The organism is Paenibacillus sp. FSL M8-0334 (assembly GCF_038000405.1).
Lineage (GTDB): Bacteria > Bacillota > Bacilli > Paenibacillales > Paenibacillaceae > Paenibacillus_AQ > Paenibacillus_AQ campinasensis.
This window is the reverse complement of sequence record NZ_JBBOCH010000002.1, coordinates 575,560-598,439: the sequence shown is the minus strand read 5'-3', so window position 1 is coordinate 598,439 and position 22,880 is coordinate 575,560. Positions and strand designations below refer to the sequence as shown.

24 protein-coding genes are annotated in these 22,880 nt (G+C 50.5%); 6 read left to right on the top strand and 18 right to left on the bottom strand.

What is annotated here, in order from left to right; all coding sequences use genetic code 11:
* Window positions 1-13 precede the first annotated feature (13 nt).
* Complete coding sequence (locus tag MKX64_RS16910; protein WP_095263894.1) at window positions 14-1,180, bottom strand: DUF445 family protein; 1,167 nt, start codon at window positions 1,178-1,180, stop codon at window positions 14-16.
* A gap of 135 nt (window positions 1,181-1,315) precedes the next feature.
* On the opposite strand from MKX64_RS16910, the gene MKX64_RS16905 reads away from it, so the two are divergent.
* The 6 genes from MKX64_RS16905 to MKX64_RS16880 are packed head-to-tail and all read left to right on the top strand — an operon-like array spanning window position 1,316 to window position 8,003.
* A complete protein-coding gene (locus tag MKX64_RS16905) occupies window positions 1,316-2,683 on the top strand; it encodes a YheC/YheD family endospore coat-associated protein (protein ID WP_095263783.1) in 1,368 nt (455 codons plus the stop codon).
* A gap of 14 nt (window positions 2,684-2,697) precedes the next feature.
* Window positions 2,698-3,843: a YheC/YheD family endospore coat-associated protein gene (locus tag MKX64_RS16900; RefSeq protein WP_095263782.1), complete on the top strand. Its 1,146-nt coding sequence runs from the start codon at window positions 2,698-2,700 to the stop codon at window positions 3,841-3,843.
* Window positions 3,840-5,213 carry a YheC/YheD family endospore coat-associated protein gene (locus MKX64_RS16895; RefSeq protein WP_095263781.1) on the top strand — a complete coding sequence of 458 codons (1,374 nt, stop codon included), beginning with the start codon at window positions 3,840-3,842 and terminating at the stop codon, window positions 5,211-5,213. Before MKX64_RS16900 ends, MKX64_RS16895 begins: the two co-directional genes overlap by 4 nt.
* Window positions 5,210-6,325, top strand: a complete 1,116-nt coding sequence (locus MKX64_RS16890) for a YheC/YheD family endospore coat-associated protein (RefSeq protein WP_095263780.1) — start codon at window positions 5,210-5,212, stop codon at window positions 6,323-6,325. The genes MKX64_RS16895 and MKX64_RS16890 overlap by 4 nt, the downstream gene beginning before the upstream one ends.
* A gap of 26 nt (window positions 6,326-6,351) precedes the next feature.
* Entirely contained in the window at window positions 6,352-6,885 is a 534-nt protein-coding gene (locus tag MKX64_RS16885; protein WP_095263779.1) for an N-acetyltransferase, read from the top strand.
* Window positions 6,867-8,003 carry a YheC/YheD family endospore coat-associated protein gene (locus MKX64_RS16880; protein WP_095263778.1) on the top strand — a complete coding sequence of 379 codons (1,137 nt, stop codon included), beginning with the start codon at window positions 6,867-6,869 and terminating at the stop codon, window positions 8,001-8,003. Before MKX64_RS16885 ends, MKX64_RS16880 begins: the two co-directional genes overlap by 19 nt.
* A gap of 115 nt (window positions 8,004-8,118) precedes the next feature.
* Here the strand turns inward: MKX64_RS16880 and MKX64_RS16875 are convergent, their stop codons facing one another.
* From MKX64_RS16875 to MKX64_RS16795, 17 genes are all read right to left on the bottom strand, one after another.
* Entirely contained in the window at window positions 8,119-8,775 is a 657-nt protein-coding gene (locus tag MKX64_RS16875; protein WP_413773647.1) for an HAD family hydrolase, read from the bottom strand.
* Between the two features lie 209 nt (window positions 8,776-8,984).
* On the bottom strand, window positions 8,985-9,317 hold the full coding sequence (locus MKX64_RS16870; RefSeq protein WP_095263776.1) for an HIT family protein: 333 nt from the start codon (window positions 9,315-9,317) through the stop codon (window positions 8,985-8,987).
* Window positions 9,318-9,338: 21 nt separating this feature from the next.
* Complete coding sequence (locus MKX64_RS16865) at window positions 9,339-9,758, bottom strand: hypothetical protein (RefSeq protein WP_095263775.1); 420 nt, start codon at window positions 9,756-9,758, stop codon at window positions 9,339-9,341.
* 527 nt (window positions 9,759-10,285) lie between these two features.
* A complete protein-coding gene (locus MKX64_RS16860) occupies window positions 10,286-10,960 on the bottom strand; it encodes a hypothetical protein (RefSeq protein ID WP_095263774.1) in 675 nt (224 codons plus the stop codon).
* The gene (locus MKX64_RS24320; RefSeq protein ID WP_369680147.1) at window positions 10,957-11,109 is read right to left on the bottom strand and encodes a hypothetical protein; all 153 of its coding nucleotides are present in this window, start codon (window positions 11,107-11,109) and stop codon (window positions 10,957-10,959) included. The genes MKX64_RS16860 and MKX64_RS24320 overlap by 4 nt, the downstream gene beginning before the upstream one ends.
* A gap of 1,326 nt (window positions 11,110-12,435) precedes the next feature.
* The gene (locus MKX64_RS16850; RefSeq protein WP_095268207.1) at window positions 12,436-12,903 is read right to left on the bottom strand and encodes a DUF6985 domain-containing protein; all 468 of its coding nucleotides are present in this window, start codon (window positions 12,901-12,903) and stop codon (window positions 12,436-12,438) included.
* A gap of 17 nt (window positions 12,904-12,920) precedes the next feature.
* On the bottom strand, window positions 12,921-13,646 hold the full coding sequence (locus MKX64_RS16845) for an HNH endonuclease (protein WP_155619189.1): 726 nt from the start codon (window positions 13,644-13,646) through the stop codon (window positions 12,921-12,923).
* A 112-nt stretch (window positions 13,647-13,758) separates the two neighbouring features.
* On the bottom strand, window positions 13,759-14,235 hold the full coding sequence (locus MKX64_RS16840; protein WP_155619188.1) for a hypothetical protein: 477 nt from the start codon (window positions 14,233-14,235) through the stop codon (window positions 13,759-13,761).
* A 710-nt stretch (window positions 14,236-14,945) separates the two neighbouring features.
* Window positions 14,946-15,401 carry a YrhA family protein gene (locus tag MKX64_RS16835; protein WP_095268201.1) on the bottom strand — a complete coding sequence of 152 codons (456 nt, stop codon included), beginning with the start codon at window positions 15,399-15,401 and terminating at the stop codon, window positions 14,946-14,948.
* Between the two features lie 20 nt (window positions 15,402-15,421).
* Window positions 15,422-15,652, bottom strand: coding sequence for an HNH endonuclease (locus MKX64_RS16830; protein ID WP_230875883.1), 231 nt, complete (start codon window positions 15,650-15,652; stop codon window positions 15,422-15,424).
* Window positions 15,653-15,687: 35 nt separating this feature from the next.
* Window positions 15,688-16,710 carry a hypothetical protein gene (locus MKX64_RS16825; RefSeq protein ID WP_341036710.1) on the bottom strand — a complete coding sequence of 341 codons (1,023 nt, stop codon included), beginning with the start codon at window positions 16,708-16,710 and terminating at the stop codon, window positions 15,688-15,690.
* A 185-nt stretch (window positions 16,711-16,895) separates the two neighbouring features.
* On the bottom strand, window positions 16,896-17,315 hold the full coding sequence (locus MKX64_RS16820) for a hypothetical protein (protein WP_095268203.1): 420 nt from the start codon (window positions 17,313-17,315) through the stop codon (window positions 16,896-16,898).
* Window positions 17,316-17,326: 11 nt separating this feature from the next.
* Entirely contained in the window at window positions 17,327-17,758 is a 432-nt protein-coding gene (locus tag MKX64_RS16815; RefSeq protein ID WP_445670843.1) for a tetratricopeptide repeat protein, read from the bottom strand.
* Between the two features lie 2 nt (window positions 17,759-17,760).
* On the bottom strand, window positions 17,761-18,906 hold the full coding sequence (locus tag MKX64_RS16810; RefSeq protein ID WP_341036705.1) for a GH-E family nuclease: 1,146 nt from the start codon (window positions 18,904-18,906) through the stop codon (window positions 17,761-17,763).
* A 363-nt stretch (window positions 18,907-19,269) separates the two neighbouring features.
* A complete protein-coding gene (locus MKX64_RS16805) occupies window positions 19,270-19,614 on the bottom strand; it encodes a hypothetical protein (RefSeq protein ID WP_341036703.1) in 345 nt (114 codons plus the stop codon).
* Between the two features lie 26 nt (window positions 19,615-19,640).
* Complete coding sequence (locus MKX64_RS16800) at window positions 19,641-22,364, bottom strand: contractile injection system protein, VgrG/Pvc8 family (protein WP_341036701.1); 2,724 nt, start codon at window positions 22,362-22,364, stop codon at window positions 19,641-19,643.
* 43 nt (window positions 22,365-22,407) lie between these two features.
* Window positions 22,408-22,875 carry a DUF4280 domain-containing protein gene (locus MKX64_RS16795; RefSeq protein WP_413773645.1) on the bottom strand — a complete coding sequence of 156 codons (468 nt, stop codon included), beginning with the start codon at window positions 22,873-22,875 and terminating at the stop codon, window positions 22,408-22,410.
* Window positions 22,876-22,880 lie beyond the last annotated feature (5 nt).

Below are 22,880 nucleotides of genomic sequence, written 5' to 3'. Positions count from 1 at the left end.
GTCTTCGCCCTGCCTATCTCCACATCAAGGTCATGAAGGACTGGAACAGACCGATGACGGCGCCAAGCCCGACGCCAAGCCATGTAATCGCCCGGAACTCCCGGCCGGATACACTGAGAATGACTTCCTCGAGCCGTTCCACAGGGAATTTCTCCACCTGCTCCCGCACAAGCTGCGGAAGGTTGACCGCCTTCATGGCGACCGGAACGCCGCGTTCCAGCATCGCCAGTCCTTTCTCGAGGAATCCGGGAAGCACGGACATCAGCCATGGCATTCTCGGGCCCAATATTTCCTTCAGCTGCAGCGCCTCCAGCCGCTCGATCCAGTCCATCCACGGAATCGCCTCCTCAAGCTTGCCGATAAGCAGCTCCGGCCCCGATTCCCCGGACATCGCCTCAAGCAGAGAACCGATCGGCATCTCGCCGTATTCCTCCAACTTGCCTGCTACGATCCCTTTGACGGTCTCTCTGACCTTCTCGCTTGACAGCTGACCGACAAGCATCGGCGTCAGCTTCGTGACCAGCTTATCCTCATCCACAAAGATGGCCGCCATTGCCCCAAGGAAGCCCCCGGCCCGGTCCACCATCGTCACCGCCATATTACGCAGAAGCCGCTGTCCTTCGGCAGACAGGAGCGTATCACTCAGCTCCTTCAGCACCGTATCCGCGGCAGCGCCGCTCCATTTATCGATCGTGGTCTCCGACCATCCCGGCACCAGCACCTTCAGCGGCTTGTTCTCCAGCTCGTACTCGCGCCAGATCGCATGGACACCGCCAGCGGTCAGCCGCCTCGCCGATTCCTGGGCCAGCTGCTTCAGGCGATCCCATTGCTCCGGTCCCCAGAGCGAATGCGCGAGCTGGCCAACGGTCTGCTCAGACTCGCTCCATTCCTTCAGCTTCTGGACGGCGGTGTCCTCTATTTTGTTCCGGAATGCCGGCTTGCGGATTAATTCCTGAATGCCTTCGCTTGTCACAAGATAGTCGGAAACTACATTGCCGAGCGATACGGCAATCTCCTGCTTCCGTTTCGGGATAAGCCCCGGTGTAAAGGGCAGGCGTCGGCCAAAAAGCACGATCTTCTCCCGCGGATGAAACAGCATTTTTATCGCTAAATGGTTCGTGACACCGCCGACAAACGCAGCGACGACCATATTGACCAAAACAAAGAGCCAGTCTGGCAATTTCAGCACCTCCTTTTTCACCAGCGGTACAATCACCAAGGGATATATGTCCTCATATGATGCATTACATGCAATGATCAGATGAAGTCCAATCTGTTCACCAGACATCCAGTTGTAGTCGGAAGGAGATCCATGATGTCCAAATCCAAGATCACGGTTCAGCTTATGAGCTCAGCCCTTCTCCCGAATGACAATATCAAGCTGGGCGACCGACTCATCAAGCAGTTGCGTATTCCTACAGACCGGTCGATATGGCTAGCTTACGGGTCCTTCAAGCAGGAGGTGCGCGTCTACTCGGGAGGAAAAACGGCCACGCTTCGACTTCACCCTTCTTTATTCAGCAGATCCGGACTTCTTCCTCGCACCGTATTAAACGTCAAGTACAACGCATTAGAGGGGACGCTGAGGCTCGGTCCGCTCATCGGCGTGATGGTCAGCCGCTACGATTCCCGTGATCACGGCAAACCGTTCGGATCGATCTCATCGTTCTGCTTGGAAATGGTCAAGGCCTGCAAAACCCAGGGTGCATATGTATACTTCTTTACCCCTGACATGATAGGTTCTAACCTGTCATCGCTTGAAGCGGTTCACTATGACGCAGGATGGAAAAAAGCGACCTTTCCGGCTCCCGACGTCATCAATAACCGGCTGTTTACGCGCAAGCTGGAGAACAGTCCTAGCGTACAGCATTTTATGAAAGAAGTAAAATCTCGGTTTGGAACTCATGTGTTCAACGAAAAATTCCTGGACAAATCGGAAGTGTTTGAGGCGCTTGGCTCCAATGAAAAGCTTCAGCCGTATTTGCCGGAATCCTATTTGCTGAGGAACTTCAATACGCTCAAGGCGATGTGCAGGACCCATTCCACGGTGTTCCTCAAGCCGGTGCGCGGAAGCCTCGGCACAGGCATCATCCGGATTACCCGCCAGGGAGACGGCACTTACCAGACGATGACCACCTCGCTTGCAGGTACCAAGAAGAAGACATACCCATCGCTTTTGAAGCTGTTCAGCACCATTTCCTTGAAAATGAGAAAAACCAGGTACCAGATTCAGCAGGGACTCGATTTGATTCGCATCCAGGGCCGGAATGTCGACTTTCGCGCACTCGTCCACAAGAACAAGAGTGGTGACTGGTCGGTGACTTCCATCGTGGCCCGGATCGCGGGCGACAATCACTTTGTATCGAATCTGGCACGAGGAGGCAGCCTGTCGACGGTGAAGGATGCGCTTGCCTCAAGCGGAGTTCCGCTGACGGCCAGACAGACCGCGCTTCCCCGGATGAAGCAGGCGGCGCTTGAAATCGCAAGCGGGCTGGAGAAAGCAATCCCGCTGCATTTCGGTGAGCTGGGCATCGATTTGGCCGTGGACACGACGGGGCATATCTGGCTGCTGGAGGTCAATTCCAAGCCGTCCAAAAGCGAGAATGCTCCCCTTAATTCAGCCAAGATCAGACCTTCGGCGGTACGGCTGGTTCAATACTGCCGCTATCTGTCCGGCTTTTGAAGAAGGAGGTCCTTATGTCCTCTACGACAATAGGTTCACTCGGTGTCATGGTATGCCGAAGATCGGGCTTTCCTCCCTTTGCCGAGAAACATTATCTCCAGGAATTAAGCGAGGTCGGCGAGAGGCTCGGTGTTTCGGTATTTGTGTTTTGCCCTGAGGAAGCGCCGCGCTACGCGGTTTCTCTTCCTTCCGAAAATCCCTCGGCCCACATTCGCGGTTATCGGTATGCATCCGGTCAAGGGTGGATATCCTGCAGTTTTCCCATACCGGGTGTCATCTATGATCGCTGTCTGTACAGAAGCGCCCGGGAAAGCGCTGCGGTGGCCGCCTTTTTGGGGGGACTGCCGAAAGCCGGATGGAGGTTATGGTCCCGGGGGCTTCCCGGCAAGCTCAGTGTTTACAACACGCTAAGCCGCTCTCCCGACGTCATCGATTTTCTTCCCCCTACCCTCAGCTACACCGGTTCGAAATCACTTTCCCGGGCGCTTGCCACCTTTCACGGGGAAGTGTTCATGAAGCCGAGCGGGGGATCACAAGGGCGACGTACATTATATATCTCGCTTCGGGATCAAGGAAGCGTCCGTCTGCAGGGGAGAGACCGGAGCAATGACATCTTCAGCCGGCTCATCGCTCTTCCAGAGCTGCCGGAATGGGTGAGCCGCTTTACCGCAAAACGGAGATTTCTGATGCAGCCGTTTCTGCACCTATATTCGCGAAGCGGAAATCCTTTTGACGTCCGGACACTCGTTCAGAAGAACGCCAAAGGATTATGGTCCTTAACCGGCGTCGCGGTTCGCGAAGGCGCGGGGCTGGGGCTAACCTCAAACCTTCACGGGGGCGGGACCGCCTTGTTAGCCCAGCCCTATCTTGCAGCGGAGTTCGGAGCCGAGACGGCTGCCTCCGTACTGGCCACGATTCGCCGGTTATCCCGGCTCGTGCCTCCCCTGCTTGAGAGCAGCTTCGGTCGGCTGGGCGAGCTAGGCATCGACTTTGGCATCGACAGAGAAGGAAAGGTGTGGCTCCTTGAAGTCAACTCCAAGCCTGGCCGAGAAGCATTCAAGCAGACAGGAGAGCAGCCTGCGGCAACAAAGGCCATCGAAAATCCGCTGCATTACACGCGTTATTTATTGCTTCGACAACTTAGGAGGGTAAATACATGAGTTTGAATTACGGTAATATTCATTTCTCTCAGCAGCCCGAAAAAGTCGTCCTTGTGTCCGGTTCGCTAATGAGAAGCCTGGGTCTTTCCGGCAAAAAAAACGTCCTGCTTCGGATCGGCACGAGCGCGGTTACGGCAGCTGTGAAGCCCATAGAACGATCGGGGAAGCAGCTTTATCTCAGCAGCGGGGTGCGCAATGCCGTCCATGTCCCAAGACCAGGTCCTGCTTACATCTATTCACCAAGGGAAGGCGAGATTCGGCTTGGGCCTGTCGTCGGTGTACTGTCCGACGGCCCTCGCAATCCGGCCACCCCCTTCGGTTCCCGCACAGGGTATATACGCCAGTTGCTTCGGGACGGCAATAAACGAATGTTCGTCTATGCCTTCGCGCCCCGGGACATCAACTGGCAGAGAGAGACGGTCCATGGCTTCCTGCTCAGTTCAAATGGCGGCTTCGTCCGCAGAACGGTCCCGCTGCCCGATGTCATTTATAACCGTCTGCCCAGCCGGAAAACCGACTTCTCTCCATTCACTAACCAGCTGAGACAACGGTTCACGAAGCGCAACATTCCATTTTTCAATTGGGCCTTCTTTAACAAGTCCGATATTTTCAATCGTTTGGAGGGAGACGTTCAAGCAAGCCGCTTCTTGCCGGAAACGTATTCGAACCCGAGCCCCGAGCGAATCAAGGATATGCTCGATCGTCACAGCTTCGTATATTACAAACCTTCGGCTGGAAGCCTCGGACTCGGCATATACCGGCTGACCTATCATCCCAAGAAAGGGTATTTCGCCCGCTATCACGGCAATGGCGGCAACACGCTGCTCAAATTCCCGAGCTTCAACAGCCTGATGCGAATGCTGCAGGCCAGACACGGCTCGAAGCTCCACAACTATGTCATCCAGCAGGGCATCCGCCTGATCGAAATTGACGGCTGCCCGATCGATTTCCGCTTCCATATGCATAAGAACGGCAGAAACCGCTGGAGTGTCGTGGGCATCGGTGCCAAAAAAGCCGGACGGGGCAGCGTCACAACCCACATCAAGAACGGAGGTTCCTTGCTGACGCCAGAGAGCGCTCTTTCCCGGGCTTTCGGCGCAAGAGCCAAGGATGTGCTGGAACGTGCCAAAGAGGCGGCCATCATCCTCTCTGAGTCGATTGAGAATCATCACACTCACCTGCTTGGGGAAATCGGATTTGATATCGGCATCGATCAGAACGAAAAAATCTGGATGTTTGAGGCCAACTCCAAACCGGGGCGTTCCATCTTCCATCACCCATCTCTGAGAGGCGAAGGCAAGGCATCCGTAGAGCACATCTTTGATCACAGCTTGTATCTGAGCGGCTTCAGCAGGGGGAATGACACGTGAACAGACGATACGAGAGCGATAGAAGAGCTGTAGTAGCGATCCTGACCATGCATGATCCCGACTATATGTTTCGGGGCAATCGGCAAAATTTCCAGGAGATCCTTAAAGCCGGAAAGGACATGGGCTATCAGGTCTATGTCGTTACGGCGCGGGATTTGAAGCTGAAACAGGACACCGTGAAAGGCTACTATGTCGGAAGCAATCACAAGTGGGAGCAGAGGCAGTATCCTCTGCCCCAAATCATATATAATCGGATTCCAAGCCGTGAGGACGAAGCCATCCCCTGGGTCCGCCAAAAAATAAACCAATGCCTCAAGCATCCCGATATGATGATTTACAACCCGTTCTTTTTCAACAAACGCGAATTGTTCAAGTGGCTGAGCAAGTCACGATATACGAAAAAATGGGCACCGCCTACCCGAAAGCTGCGAGGAATCGCAACGCTGCAGCAAATGATAAAACGCATGCCTTATTTGTACCTAAAGCCGGAAAACGGCAAAGCAGGCCGCGGCATCATGAGGGTGAAATATCAGAAGAACAAGTCGCTGCCTTACCGGATTCAAATTCAGAGCGACAAAAACAGCACGACGTATAAAGCCGCCACCTTGAACCGGTTATGGAACCGTGTCAACAAGGAAACCCAGGGCAAATCCTATCTCGTGCAGCAGGGCATCGAGCTGGTCTCCGTCCACGGTCGCGCCTTCGATCTCCGCATTCTGGTGCAGAAGACGGAGACCGGCCAATGGGCGGTAACCGGTATCGGTGCGCGCATGGCTGGAGCCAAGAGCATCACGACGCATGTGCCGCGCGGCGGCTCGATCGAGGACCCGGAGAAGCTGCTGCCGATTGTATTCGGCCCGGAACGAACAGCCGTTATTCTGAACGAGGTGGAGAAAGCCGCCGTATCCATTGCCAGACAGATTGAGAAGGGCTCTGGTTACATGCTTGGCGAAATGTCGATGGATCTTGGCGTCGACGCGGATGGCGCACTCTGGTTCTTCGAGGCCAACTCCCGGCCTATGAAATTTGATGAACCGGCCATTCGCAAAAAATCGCTGGAGCGGATCTTCCAGTACTGTGGCTATTTGTTGGATAACAAATTAATGGTTTGAATCTGTACTCATAAAGGAGGGTTACTATGGAAATCGCACGTCTCCATCTGCATGATCCAGCCGATTGGCCTCATCTACGCCGGGAGTGCCTCGAATTTTTCAGCCGATGCGGGGGCAGGCGCTTGAAGGCCGGGCCTATCGGGCATCTGGCTTCCCTGAGCTATGAAGCGCTCCATCAGCCAGGCACCTCCATTGTGGCAGCCACCGTTCGCGGGGAGCTTGGCAGCATGCCGGTCGGGATCAGCTATGCCGCAGATTATGGAAAGGAGGCCTGCATGACCGCGGTACACCCTCTTTACCGCAACCGCCGGATCGGGTCCTCCTTGCTGCGCCTGCAGATCAGCGAGCTCGGCCAGCTGCATTGCACTGTCGCGACCGGCCATACGGCCGCGTTAAAAATGTGCTTTCTTGCCGGCATGCATGCCGAAGGCCTCGAAATGGACGCTGCCGGCAGGCCGGTACTGAATTTGAAAGGGGTAGACATCCGGCCTGCGGCTGTAAAAGGGGCCAGCCCCGACTCTAATCAAGAAGGTGAACTTCTATGTCTCAGCCTGTTCTAGGCATCCTAACGCTCTACTTAAATGATCGCAAGGTTCTGGAAGAAAGGCATATCTATGAGCGGATGATTACGGAGGGCCGGAAGCTCGGCCTGGACGTCTATGTGTTCACCCCCGCCGATGTTCATGCGCGAAATGGCATGATCCATGCACTCCATTACAGTCCGGAGCAGCGGAAATGGTTCAGAAGGTGGCGCTCCTTTCCGAACATCATCTTCGACCGGTGCCGCATCCAGAAAAGCGCGCGTTTCCGTCAGCTCGTCAGCTTCCGCTCACGCTACAGAAAGCTGCTGTTTCTGAACAGGCCGCTGCGCAATAAATGGACGATTCATAAAGTGCTTCATGACAGGAGAGAGTTTCGCCAGCATCTGCCGGAAACCCAGCTCATTCACAGCCTTCAGGACGTGCAGCGGATGCTTGCCAGACACCAGACGGTCTATCTGAAGCCGATCAACGGCACCGGAGGCCGCGGCATTCTGCGCGTAAGCAAACGGCAGCTGCTGCCCGGCATCTATGAAATTCAAGGCCGAAACCAAAGCCGGAGCATCATCAAGCCGAGACGAGTCACCCTCTCGCAGATCGGAGGGTATCTCTCCAGTTGGAACATGCGGGGCAACTATGTTGTGCAAGAGGGGATTCAAATCGAGCTGCCGACCGGCCGGGTTCATGATTACCGGATGCTGGTTCAGAAGAACGGCTTTGGCGAGTGGGAGGTGACCGGATGTGTCGGACGCATGGGGCCGATGCACAGCGTGACCTCCAATCTGCATGGCGGAGGCCGGGCCATCCCGATGGACCGGCTGCTGGATAAGTGGATTCCCGAGGTGCAGAAGCGGGAGGAGGTCATGCAGGAGGCTTACCGTCTAGGCGTGGAGATTCCCCGTTTCCTGGAATCGCAATACGAGGCGCTGTGCGAGCTTGCGCTTGATCTTGCCATTGACAGAAACGGCCGCATTCTTCTGCTTGAGGTGAATCCCAAGCCGTCCCGAGAAGTCTTCTCCCAGATTGGAGATCACGTCTCCTACCGGAAGTCCATCGTCAGGCCGCTTGAGTATGCCCTGTGGCTGTACAAACAAAAAAAGGAATCCCGGCTCGATTCCACAGACAGCGCGGCCCTATAGTTCTTGTAAACAGGTCATGAAAGCCGGCTTCTGAACATATCAACGAAACAGGGGAAGCTCTTGCCGGACTTGTGGCCGGAGAGTTCCCCTGTTCATGCTCGATATTTAAAGCGGATTACGCTTCCTTCGCCTGATCATAAAGGGTGAGCAGCTGTTCGAATGCGTCGATGATCACATCAGACCCCTTCAGCTCCTCCGTGCCACCGAACCCTGCATAACGGCAGCCGATGACCGTCTGCCCATTCCCTTTGCCTGCCTCGACGTCCGAAGAGCGATCGCCCACCATCCAGGCGGTCTTCACGCCGTGCGTGTCCAGCAGCAGCCGGACCAGATCCACCTTCGTGGCTGTCCCATGCTCCCCGGCGCTGTACACCCCTTCGAACAGCGGCATGATGCCGCGGGCTTCCGCAATCCCTTTGACGTATTGCTCCAGACCGTTGCTTGCCACAAACAGCCTCACTCCCCGGCGATGAAGCTCTTCCAGCGTCTCCTTCACCTTCGGGTACAGGACGGCCTCTTCGTTCTCAAGACCTTCAAGCTCCAGCTGCAGCAGCAGTTCATTCGCCCGCGCGTGAGCCTCAGGCGTTCCGTCAGGAATGACCTTCTTCCAAATGTCAGGCAGCAGCATCCCCAGGCAGCTCAGGACGAGCTCCTCGTCCGGCGTTTCCCCTTCGTAATGCCCTTCCTCCCGCAAAATATCAAACAGCTTGTTATGAGCAGGCAGCAGCAGTGTTTCCGTTTGAAACAACGTCCCATCCATATCAAAAATCATAGCTTCCGGTTTGACAAGTCTCACAGTATTATCCAATTCGGTCCTTCCCTTCCTCCCATTTGATCATCATCTTCTGTAATATCTCTTCTCATCATAATGGAACGGGAACCCCCCTGCAAACCTTCTGCTTCTTTTTTAACACTTAATTAACACACGGGATCAGGCTCCATGACGACAAGGCGGTTAGGCTCCCGCGCCCTCGTATGGGCCTACCTCTTTAGCGGCTCGCCAAACACCACATGGAAATGCAGATGCTTCGAATCCTGATAATTGCCGAGATTGGTATTCACTCTGGCAGCGCCGTGCTCGGCAACGACCTGATTGGCCACCTGCTTGATGATGTCCATCATCTCGATCAGCAGGGGATTGTCCGCTTCCTCCAACGTGACAAGAGATGCAATATGTCTCTTCGGTATGACCACAATATGCACCGGGTAATAGGGACGGGTATGATGAAAAGCAAGCACCCTTTCCGTTTCGAACACCTTCTGTACAGCCGTTCGCCCGTTTAACACTTCGTCGCAATAAAAATCATCCGTCATCTTCGCTCCTCCAGTACCCGATTATTTTTTCACAAAACTAGTAAAAAAAGAATGTCCGAAAATAATGCTAGAAACCATAGTAATATCATGATGCTCCAGAATATATTCATATAGAGACTCGTAAAAGTCAAACACGCCAAAATGGGCCAACAGAGGACTTATCGTCACGAGGAGCGACGGCAGGGCCAGAAGCAGCAGCTTGGATTTGTTCAGACCAATTCTTCCCCCGCGCGAACGCTTGAGCCCGCTTAGACCGAGCACGACGCCGATACCTCCGAAACACAGAATCAGAACTGCAGTTTCATAGTACAAGTTGTGCTCGAATCTGGTTCGAGCCTCGGCCCTGTACTCAGTCAACATGTCCGATCCGATCGCAAACAGAACGATTATCAGCACCAGATATACGAAATGCAGAAATATATTTTTTTGAGCTTTATTCATAACGCAGAGGCCTCTCTTTCTATAAAAAGATTGTCCTTACTTTATCATCAAAAGGATAATTAATCCAGATCGATGGCCAGCGTTGATCAGCCGGCTGTCCGCACGTCAAAAAGCCAGGCCGTGAACAAACGCTCCCTTCACCTGGCGGTCATGCCGTATCCTCGATAACACATGGGCACGTTATGTGTTCCATGTCTCATGGTTCATTCCTATCAACTTGATTCACTACTTTGCTGTCCATCACCAGACTGCTGTTTCTCGCAGATCAGGTAGACGCCCTCCTGCTGGCCGAGTTTTCCTATATAATCGGTAAGATGATTTCAAAACAATTTCCAGCCCGATCTATTTACAAAATATTGATTTTAATTTAAAAAACTGTAAGTCAACGAAGATTAAAAAATACAGGTCAGTCACGGTGGTATCTGACCATAACGACCTGTTCAACATAACGCTATTAAGGTATATTATTGTAGCTTTTATGTGTTCATCTCAATTCATGACAACTTCCTACAGGTCCCCCCCGTAACCTAACTCTCCCACTGTATCCCGATTTCTTCAAACGAAGTACTACTTTCACTCAATCCCTCATGATCATCCGTTCCAATCATTTTAATTTCTCTTTTAGTTAGTATGATCTTTGCTTCTGGTTTTTTAATTTTTCTAGTATATATGGACTCTAACAGATCGACTTGTACATTGGTCATCTCATAATAATCTCGCCAAGACTCAACCGCAGAGTCATATTCCATTAGCTGTCTCTCTAAAAGATAACCACCATTTTGAATCAATCTTACGATATTATCATTAGAAAAAATTCTGTCGTCATCAGCCCAAAATGCTGTTGTAATGTAAGGTCTTGACATACCATCGTCTCCTTCCTCGAGAAGATACTCTAAAGTCTCATTTTTTGATAACTCAAGGACTTCTGGTGGTGCGCCTTTATAAAAGTCAATAGCTGAAGAAAATTCTGTACGGGTGACGTTATCATTACGAAACGCCCCAACACAATATTTATCTTTAAATGTAATTGTTCCTCTTCCTCCTGAACCATCAACTACGCTATAGTTTATTCCGTCCCATGAATGTTCATATGATAACTCAGGATAGTGAGCAACCATAATTCCATGTGCAATTGATGCAAGTATGCAACCGTTCCACAGACTCTTTTTATTCAAACCATCATTCAAAATAATTGGTTTCATTTCTTCCTCCTTGTCGGCTTAGAAGGTGGCTTATTTTTATTTGGTTCATTTGAGTCAGAAGGTAATTTATTTGACTTATCTCTATTTTCCTTACGAGTAAGCACTTGAGCATTACTATAACTGTTAGTTCCACCTTTATCTTTAGGAATGATGTGATCAATTTGCCACTCATTTGGATCTGGTGTAACGCCTTTTTGCTCTTTTGTGGCTTAGTAGCGACTTTACCTGACGAATCAGATTTAACTAGCCCACCATTTTTCTTCATGTTCTCTTCTATTATCTTTTTCTTTTGAGCCGCAGTAAAGTCCTTTCCAGGTCCTACAAACTTTGAATCTTGAATATGCGAATATGGACCATTTCCAGTTTGGGTATTACTTTTCTTTTCAGGAGTATGTTTTTGAGGTTTAACTTCACCCTTACCCCCAGCATTCCCCCTCTGTCCATCTCGCTGCCTTCCTGGCCCACCATCACTACTTCCCCTGCGGTTGCCACTGCCTCCACCTGCTGTAACTCCCAAGCTGCTGCTTCTGTTCCCGCCGAACCTTCTGCCGGCCACACTGGACAGCATTCCCAATGCGGTCAAGCCTTCCTGCGACACCCAGCCCTGCTCCACCGCTTTGTTCATGGCCATGCCCTGGACTTCGATCATGCCATAATTGGCTGCCGTCTGGCCCGCCATGCTCATCGCCATGGCCATCCGCGGATGGCCCATCTGAAAGCGCTGCATCCCTTTCTGCATCTTCTGCAGAACATCCAGCTGGTTCAGGTTGCTGCCTAGTCGCCTTGCTCCCGTTACCACTTTGCCCAGCGCGCCCGGCCCTATCGCCACTAAGCCTGACGCCACTTCCTTTGCCGTTTGCACAAGCGATCCGGCTTTGCCTGACACTTTCTGTGCCGCGCTCGCCAGCTTGCCCAGCTTGGCGGCATTCCGTCCGATCTTCGCTCCGCTTGCCACCCAGCCTGCGAACGGGACCGCTGCGGCCACGGACAATCCGGCTCCTACATAGTCCCCTCGGGCGAGAGAGATCCCTGCATTCGCCAGACTCGCTACGGTTCCAACACCCGGAATACAGCTGGCTACGTCCAGCACGACCTGCGTCACATCCAGCACCTTGCTCCAGAAGCCCTTCTTCTCTTCTGGCGGCTCCACTTCCGTCACAAACGGCGCTTCCGGCTGCGGCTCCAGATCCTCTACCGTAACCGGGGTTTTGATCAGGCCTTCCAGCTCCAGCCCGATATCTTTTCACAATATTGCGCTTAATTTAAAAAATGCAAGTCAACGAAGATAAAAAAACAGATCGATCATGGTGGTATCTGACCATAATCGACCTATCCAACGTAACCGAATAACATTATTTAGGGTATAAAATTCAAACATTGATGTGTGCGTACAAACTAAATGACACATCTACATGGGTTATATGTGTTATTGGTAGAACGATGGGTATATTCGGCACTGGGTAGCCCACAAATACTCAAAGTGCCACATCTTGGTATCCCACCCTAGCTACTTCTTCATTAATTAGACGTATACCAACCCCATTTTCTTCATCCCATGTACAGTCAAATGTTAGTCCAATATATCTGCCTTCAAATCGTCTTGCAGATGGAACATAAATCCCAACTAGCTTGATATTTTCAAGAAGTTTATCATTTGTTTCAATTAAAGGGTAATTTTCATCATATGAAACATCATACCCAAGTCCAGATCGCTTCTGTTTGTAATAGTCTAAAATTGGTGTCAAAATACTTTGCTGAATATCCCCCCAATTTTCTATTAAAGCAGTATATGAAGCATACTGTTTTCCACTAAATTCGCCATCTTCTTCACCATCTACCATCAAAGCAATATTGACTCTTTTTCCGAAAAACTCAATTGTAATATCCTTGCTCCACACATAATCGTATTCAAGTTCACCGAAAACTGCATCATTAATTTTCACTTTGAGAAATCTCCCTTCTAATTATTAGCAAATCCGCCCGGTTCAAACGCTCCTGCGTTTATCTCTCCTACGCCACCTAGATGTCCGAATTTGCTGTTAATTTCAGATGGCACAAGTTGAATTGTTTTACCATCATTTAATTCATGCCAAGTTAGCTTTAATTCTTCGCGAATATCTGCAATGTCCCCCGACTTAATTTTTCCTGGGGTTAACCCAAATTGACTAGCCAACTCAGGTGAGTTATTAAGTTGCTCTGCCAATTTTATATCTGCCTGTTTAAAATTCGCAGTTCTAGCTTTAGTTCCATTACTACCAACTCCGCCCACCATATGGTCAATTTCAAGTTCTGCTTTTGCTACAGGCGAAAAATCAGGTACTCCGTTCTTATAATTTATCCCATCAATACCTGCTTCGTCTAATATCTTCTTCAATTCAGGGTCTGGTGGTGGTTTTAAAATACATTTTGATTCGCCCCTTTGCCCCTCAAAACCAACCGTTTTATTATTAGGTGATGGCGTTTGACTAAGTCTCGCTTTATAAGAACTAGCAAATTCAGTCTGTTTAAAGGCAGAAGGAGTATTAACTTCACCCTTACCCCCAGCATTCCCCCTCTGTCCATCTCGCTGCCTTCCTGGCCCACCATCACTACTTCCCCTGCGGTTGCCACTGCCTCCACCAGCTGTAACTCCTAGGCTGCTGTTTCTGTACCCACCGGCTCTTCTGCCGGCCACACTGGACAGCATTCCCAATGCGGTCAAGCCTTCCTGCGACACCAGCCCTGCTCCACCGCTTTGTTCATGGCCATGCCCTGGACTTCGAACATGCCATAATTGGCTGCCGTCTGGCCCGCCATGCTCATCGCCATGGCCATCCGCGGATGCCCATCTGGAAGCGCTGCATCCCTTTCTGCATCTTCTGCAGAACATCCAGCTGGTTCAGGTTGCTTCCTAGTCGCCTTGCTCCCGTTACCACTTTGCCAAGCGCGCCCGGCCCTATCGCCACTAAGCCTGCCGCTACTTCCTTTGCCGTTTGCACAAGCGATCCGGCTTTGCCTGCCACTTTCTTTGCCGCGCTCGCCAGCTTGCCCAGCTTGGCGGCATTCCGTCCGATCTTCGCTCCGCTTGCCACCCAGCCTGCGAACGGGACCGCTGCTACCAGGGACAACCCCGCTCCTACATAGTCCCCTCGGGCGAGAGAGATCCCTGCATTCGCGAGACTCGCTACGGTTCCAACACCCGGAATACAGCTGGCTACATCCAGCACGACCTGCGTCACATCCAGCACCTTGCTCCAGAAGCCCTTCTTCTCTTCCGGCGGCTCCACTTCCGTCACAAACGGTGAAACTCAGAGGATGTCTAGCACAGAATAGACAGCAGGAATCGGATAGACGAATCAGTAATCAATGAGTCATGAATAGATATGTAGATGATTACAATTGTAATGCCTCCAATTTCCCCTCGTCCCATTTTAATATCCCAATTAAACGGCTAAAAGAACCCCCGCACAATGGCGGGGGAAAGGTTAACTAAACAACGACAAATATTTACGATAATAACCGATATGACGCCAATCATACTGATTTAGGAATCCAACAACTTTTGCTAGGACTTGATTTCGATGAACGACGTCATTGTTTTAGACTTAATAAGGTAATGTGTAAGGCTTAACTTGACTTGCTCCCGTGACATCAGACCTTTGACATGTTTGACGAAGATGTCGACAACCTCATCTAGATCATCGGAACAATGTAGTCGCACGTTCTCCCGTCGCCGCAGGGCTAGGGCTGTATCTAACGGTATTCGTTTCATCGATTTCCCCTCCCCCTGTGGCGCCGGGGTCATTATTCTCATTACTTTCCGTTTTCCTCTACTAGAGATACTTACACTTCTTTAATAAATTGCTATATATTTCCTCGCTTTTCATGTGATACTCCGATTCGGTTTAATCTTCTCAGGATATGAATCATTGAAAATGCTTGACTTCGTTAACTTAATGGACCGTGCATAATACGTAGTTACATCAACATGTCTCAGCTTATTCACTTAATCAAGCGCTACAGAGAAAGCAGACTCCAGCATAGTATTAAAGTCACTAAAAGTTTCCATAAGCTCACCTGAAGGTTTATCGAGTTCAACAAAACTATTTTTAGTAGCATTATAACAGTACCAAGCAATATCTGAGTCTCCGAAGAAAATTAACTCATCTTCGTCTTTAATTGACTCCCATGTTTCATTGGCATCAAAAAAACTATCCACCTGATTTATTGGCTTAGAGTCTAAATAAACTAGGTCGACTCCATAAACTCTAAGTCCATTAAATTCAATCCCGTTAACTGTTTGCAAAAATTCATAGTATTGCTGTGGCAGCACATCTTTACCAAATTTCTCTACTACAGATTTACGAAATCTTGATAACTCATTTTCATTAACAGGTAAATTTAGTTTTCGATCCCTTTTTCCCCTTATCTTAGAAATGATATCAATTTGCTCTCTCCACATATTATCACCTTCTTAATTATTTATTCCTTTTTAGGAGGATAAATGTCTCCTTCTGGAATAGGAAATTCTACTGATTTACTATCTCCAGGTTTCATACCCTTCGTTAATGAATTCTGTTCATTTGTAATAACCTTGTGATAGGGGTGGTTTTTTATTAGAACTAAGTTTTCCACATCATTAGTACCGCCCTGATCCAGAGGGGTTTTATGATGGACTTGCCAACCGTCAGGCACAAGACCAAATTCTTTCATATCTTCAATGTCACTATCTGAAATTCCAGCTTTTTTTAATGCCTTTGTTTTTTAGGATCATTAGCCATAGATTGCATCAAATCTTTTCTGACCTTTTTAAAATCCTTTCGTAATTGAGCTGTGTCCTCCGGGCTTCTCTTATTAAACGTAACCTGTTTTGTTTTTACGTTCGGAAGTGTAACTTCCTCACCCTTTAATTTTCCGACAAAATCAGTTCGACTATCCGTCTTGATGACTTCACCCTTACCCCCAGCATTCCCCCTCTGTCCATCTCGCTGCCTTCCTGGCCCACCATCACTACTTCCCCTGCGGTTGCCACTACCTCCACCAGCTGTAACTCCTAGGCTGCTGTTTCTGTTCCCGCCGAACCTTCTGCCGGCCACACTGGACAGCATTCCCAATGCGGTCAAGCCTTCCTGCGACACCCAGCCCTGCTCCACCGCTTTGTTCATGGCCATGCCTTGGACTTCGATCATGCCATAATTGGCTGCCGTCTGGCCCGCCATGCTCATCGCCATGGCCATCCGTGGATGGCCCATCTGGAAGCGCTGCATCCCTTTCTGCATCTTCTGCAGAACATCCAGCTGGTTCAGGTTGCTGCCTAGTCGCCTTGCTCCCGTTACCACTTTGCCCAGCGCGCCCGGCCCTATCGCCACTAAGCCTGACGCCACTTCCTTTGCCGTTTGCACAAGCGATCCGGCTTTGCCTGACACTTTCTGTGCCGCGCTCGCCAGCTTGCCCAGCTTGGCGGCATTCCGTCCGATCTTCGCTCCGCTTGCCACCCAGCCTGCGAACGGGACCGCTGCGGCCACGGACAATCCGGCTCCTACATAGTCCCCTCGGGCGAGAGAGATCCCTGCATTCGCCAGACTCGCTACGGTTCCAACACCCGGGATACAGCTGGCTACGTCCAGCACGACCTGCGTCACATGCAGCACCTTGCTCCAGAAGCCCTTCTTCTCTTCCGGTGGCTCCACTTCCGTCACAAACGGCGCTTCCGGCTGCGGCTCCAGATCCTCTACCGTGACCGGGGCCTTGATCAGGCCTTCCAGCTCCACCTCGAAATCTTTTCACAAAATTGCGCTTAATATAAAAAATGAAAATCACGAAGATAAAAAATACAGGTCAGTCATGGTGGTATCTGACCATAATCGACCTGTTGCATAATATAGTAGCGTTCATCTTATATATTTCGGTGAGTATACACAAAACTGTTGACAGACCCTACTTATCATCTTAAGACTTAACTTTTAAAACATTTAAGATACTTGATGTCCTCATCCTCGAAACATCGGCCTTCCGATTTTTTGTTAGCAATGCTAAAAAACTCTTTTGCCAACTCTAAATCACCCAATTCAAAAGCAACTTTCCCTGACATAAATTCCTTTTTACCAGTATCTTTCCGCGCAAATCCTGTTAAATAAATTTTTTCCGACCATACTTTTGCCTTTTTGAAATCTTTTATAACAAAACAAGTGTCAATAATATCTTTCACTAGATGAAAGCTTTCTTCACTATAAATACCTTTTGGTTCAGGCAATAACCCCCATGCTTCTTCGAGAGTTATAATAGATTCATGATATTTACCAATTTCGAATTGTTCATTACTCTTATTAATAAGGGATTCAAACTTCTCTTTTATAGGTGATTGTAGAGTAGCCAAATTTATCCTCCTCAAATAATATCTTTAATTGATTTAAAATACTTATCATCTTCCTCGTCAAATATCTTATAACCTTCCAACATGTAAGCCTTTAACAGGTACTCCTTTGCTTGATTCAACTCCCCACACTCAAATTGACTCTCTCCAAGTCTCAAGAGAATCAATGGATTTGAAATGCCATCTGGACAATTAAGGGCATTATAAAAATTAGTCTTTGCCATTTCATAATCATCATTGATAAAATAAGCATCACCTAATGCTGTGTAAATCCAAGTACTTGCCTCCCAGTCAATCTTCGGAGATGGCACTAATTCTAAGGCCGTGGAATACTTCTCTATCGCTTTATTAAATTCTTCTTCTTCAATTAGTGAATCTCCCTCTTCACATAACTCTATAATTTGAGCATGAATTTTGTCATCTAGTTCCAAAAATTTCACCTCCATTTTTATTTGGTCGGTGGCAAATAGTTTTCACCTAATTTTGCACCTGCTGAGCGGTTCAGCCTATAGTGATCTAATACATAATTATCGGAGTTTAACATCCATTCCCTTACTTCCTTTGACTTCGCACCATAATGTCTTCCTTCTTTGTTCCACCATGAGACAGCATCGGTTATATGAGCCATATCTGCCTCGCTAAGATCATGCCATTCTCCTTCACTATCCATAAACTCTGTTTTACCACTACGTGTTGTCCTAATCCTGGGAGGAGTTTCATTCTTCATTCTTTCTATCACTTCACGTCCAGTACGTGATTTTTTCCCTGGTGTTCTTCCTAAATATTGTTCCCTTAACTTCTTAGCTTTTTTAGCTTTTGGTTTCTTTGAGGCATTCTCAGGGACTTCACCCTTACCCCCAGCATTCCCCCTCTGTCCATCTCGCTGCCTTCCTGGCCCACCATCACTACTTCCCCTGCGGTTGCCACTGCCTCCACCAGCTGTAACTCCTAGGCTGCTGTTTCTGTTCCCGCCGAACCTTCTGCCGGCCACACTGGACAGCATTCCCAATGCGGTCAAGCCTTCCTGGGACACCCAGCCCTGCTCCACCGCTTTGTTCATGGCCATGCCCTGGACTTCGAACATGCCATAATTGGCTGCCGTCTGGCCCGCCATGCTCATCGCCATGGCCATCCGTGGATGGCCCATCTGGAAGCGCTGCATCCCTTTCTGCATCTTCTGCAGAACATCCAGCTGGTTCAGGTTGCTGCCTAGTCGCCTTGCTCCCGTTACCACTTTGCCCAGCGCGCCCGGCCCTATCGCCACTAAGCCTGACGCCACTTCCTTTGCCGTTTGCACAAGCGATCCGGCTTTGCCTGACACTTTCTGTGCCGCGCTCGCCAGCTTGCCCAGCTTGGCGGCATTCCGTCCGATCTTCGCTCCGCTTGCCACCCAGCCTGCGAACGGGACCGCTGCGGCCACGGACAATCCGGCTCCTACATAGTCCCCTCGGGCGAGCGAAATCCCTGCATTCGCCAGACTCGCTACGGTTCCAACACCCGGAATACAGCTGGCTACGTCCAGCACGACCTGCGTCACATCCAGCACCTTGCTCCAGAAGCCCTTCTTCTCTTCCGGCGGCTCCACTTCCGTCACAAACGGCGCTTCCGGCTGCGGCTCCAGATCCTCTACCGTGACCGGGGCCTTGATCAGGCCTTCCAGCTCTAGTCCAATATCTTTTCACAATATTGCGCTTAATTTAAAAAATGAAAGTCAACGAAGATAAAAAAATACATGTCAGTCATGGTGGTATCTGACCATAACGACCTGTTGCATAATATAGTAGCGTTCATCTTATATATTTCGGTGAGTATACACAAAACTATTGACAGACCCCCGGATCGGGTCAGCAACTACTTACGTTAGAAACGCCAGAATCCCCCCTCGGGGGGATTGCTTGAAATGGGTTTACACAAAAAGATTGACAGACCCGAACTGGGTAGCCCCACCGATTCTCTTTTACTCTTCATCTTCTTCTACTAAAATGTCATCCATTCTTTCTCTATCTTCTGCAATTTGTCTTGACATTTCAAAGCTATTCATGAAGTGGTCAAGAGGTAGTTCCTCTTTGTAGTCGCCATCCTGTTCGAACAGTTGGAAACTCGCATCATTATCAATTAAATCTTCCACTAAATCTTTCATTTTTTCCATCTCTTCATTATTCACATAATCAACTTCCATAAGAGGAGTATTATTATCAGTACGAGTTTTAATATCTGACAGACCTAAACCTGTGTGTTTCTTAATGGTCATTAACAATTTACTTGATGTTTCGGATTGTAGAGTCACAGAGATTCTTGTCACTGGCAATACCTCCTTCTAAAACCAAATTAAAATTCCTCCGGAAACGAAGGGTTATACGGTTTTCCAGGTAAACTCCTTTTATATGACCCACCATGCCAACGAGTAATGTGTTCTCTTACAGTAGCAGGATAAATTATCTCTCCTCTATTTGCAAGGTGAGGGTACTTTGAAACACTGTAGGCATGATGTCCAGTTATTGCTTTTCCATTATAAGTAGGAACTTTATTACTTAGTATCGCTTCTTTTTGTTCCTGAGACCAATTTCTCGTTGCCGGCTCTCCGTTTTTTATCCTTCTCTTCTCTTGTTGCCAAAACTCTTTGACCCCTGCATCTCTTCGACTTGCAAGCCGCTTATTCCATTCAAGCCTCTTCCACTCTTCTTTTGTTATTGTTCGGTTATTTACTTTATCCTCCAACTTCTTTTTTGTCTTATTTCCTAGTTGTTTATACGGGCTAGGCTTAGGTGATAAGTCAAGTCCTGCATTCTTTGCTCTTTGGTCAATAACATCACCCGTCCCCCCACCATTCCCCCTCTGTCCATCTCGCTGCCTTCCTGGCCCACCATCACTGCCACTACTTCCCCTGCGGTTGCCACTGCCTCCACCAGCTGTAACTCCCAAGCTGCTGTTTCTGTACCCACCGGCTCTTCTGCCGGCCACACTGGACAGCATTCCCAATGCGGTCAAGCCTTCCTGCGACACCCAGCCCTGCTCCACCGCTTTGTTCATGGCCATGCCCTGGACTTCGATCATGCCATAATTGGCTGCCGTCTGGCCCGCCATGCTCATCGCCATGGCCATCCGCGGATGGCCCATCTGAAAGCGCTGCATCCCTTTCTGCATCTTCTGCAGAACATCCAGCTGGTTCAGGTTGCTGCCTAGTCGCCTTGCTCCCGTTACCACTTTGCCCAGCGCGCCCGGCCCTATCGCCACTAAGCCTGACGCCACTTCCTTTGCCGTTTGCACAAGCGATCCGGCTTTGCCTGACACTTTCTGTGCCGCGCTCGCCAGCTTGCCCAGCTTGGCGGCATTCCGTCCGATCTTCGCTCCGCTTGCCACCCAGCCTGCGAACGGGACCGCTGCGGCCACGGACAATCCGGCTCCTACATAGTCCCCTCGGGCAAGCGAAATCCCTGCATTCGCCAGACTCGCTACGGTTCCAACACCCGGGATACAGCTGGCTACATCCAGCACGACCTGCGTCACATCCAGCACCTTGCTCCAGAAGCCCTTCTTCTCTTCCGGCGGCTCCACTTCCGTCACAAACGGCGCTTCCGGCTGCGGCTCCAGATCCTCTACCGTGACCGGGGCCTTGATCAGGCCTTCCAACTCCACCTCTTCGCCACGGGCATCGGTGTTACCGTCCATCACCAGACTGCTGTTTCCGCTGATCAGGTAGATACCCTCCTGCGCGGTTATCTCTATCTTCTTCTCCGAAGTCCATTCCAAATCCTTCTCTGCCGACAACACAATTCCGGTATCACTCTGGATCGTGATGCCGTCGCTGTCTTCCAGCGAGATGAACAGACTGCCTTCGGTTGCTGTCAGGCTCATCTCGTTCGTACCGAATTTCAGCTCTTTGCCGAAATTGGTTCCCCAGTATTTCGTATTCGGATCCTCCAGCTTGGGGGAGGGCTGTCCGCCCTTGCGCACCGAGCCGCGCACGATCGCTTCTTCTTCCCTCGCGCTCTGAAAATACACCTGCACCGCATCCCCCACCTGAGGCATGACATACAGGCCGCTGCTGCCTTCTGCGGTATAGGGCGACTCGAACGGCAGCCAGACTGCCAGGCTCTTGTCCTGGAGTTCATCGATGTCCAGGTGCACGCGCACCCGATCTTTTTGGACATCCATAATTTTGCCGTCCAGGGATACCCCGGTAATCCGGTCGTTCAGGTAGAACGGCTGGCGGATCCCCGATTCCAGGCGAAGTGTGTAAGTATGTATTAGGGTGCCGTCCTGCAGAACGGACACCGCTCCGGCCACGGCCAGCTCCTGATCCCGGAATTTCACCCTGTCGCCAAGGCCGAGCCATCGCTCGGTTTCGACTTCATAATAGGTGAAGTCTGCCGGGCTTGCTTGAAGACCAGCCGCCTGCACCTGTGCGTAGGCGGCCAGATCACGGCCAACGGTGAAAGCCGTCTCTGACGGCAGCTGAGCCAAAGCACCATCCGGTAAGCCAATCCACAGTTTGGGTGAAGCGGCGGATGATTCCGGGATGATGACTGCACCGCTGCTGGAAGCCAGCCGTTTGATAAACTCCCAGTCCGTCTCCCGGTACTGAAGCACCAGCGAGTCCAGCCGATCCGCACCGTTCGTGGTGTCGATCAGATCCGCTCCGTCGTAAGCCATGACGACTCGTTCAATCAGCTCGGATGTGCTTTGATTCCCCAGCTGATAGGAACGGCTTTGCACCTTCCGGTCCAGCAGGGCAGAGTGGGAGACAGCTTCCAGCCTCAGCTGGTACACCCCGCGCACTGTCGTGATTTCTAGCTGCTCGACCCGGCCGTGGAACAGAACGCGCACCAGGGCGCCATCTGCATCCGTTTCCTGTATTTGGATCATTTCTTCCCTGACCTTCAACTGCACACTCTGGTCCTTCTGCTCTTCCGGAAGCACGGCGGTCAGGAACAACCTCGCGTGCTCCCCCACATGTCGTCTGATCTCAAGTGTGCCGAGGCTTTGAATTTCATAAGGAGACACGAGCCGAATCTGCCCGTATCCCTTCCAAGTATGTATCGCTGCCATCATAAATTCCCCCTCTCCCTGCACGGCCATCCACAGTTTTATCCGATCAATCCATTCCGCCGCTCGCGCTGCCTACGGATACCCCTCCCAGATTCTGGCCGTCATCCTCGATCACGATCAGACTGCCCGCGTAGATGCAGGTATTGGTGCACGTGCTAAGCAGTGCAGGGCTGCCTTCAATCAGGACGTCACTCTTTCCGTTGATCCAGGGGCCTGTAATGACCGGCACACAGGGCGCCTTCTGAACCCCTTCTGTATCGAACTGTCCGTTCTGCACAGCCGGATTGAGCTGGTTCGTACAGTTGCCGAAGTTGATAATATTCACGTTAGGCACATAATCGTCGATATTCATCTGGGGTTTCTCTTTCACGTAGACCCCGTGGCTGTATGGCAGCTTCAGTCTTGTCAGTTGTGTTCCACAGCTGCAGCTGAGAATGGCTCCGGCAACGACATATGACGCTTCAGCTTCCCCGCCGATCGAAGGCTGGATCTGTGGCATACTCTTACTGGACATCATGA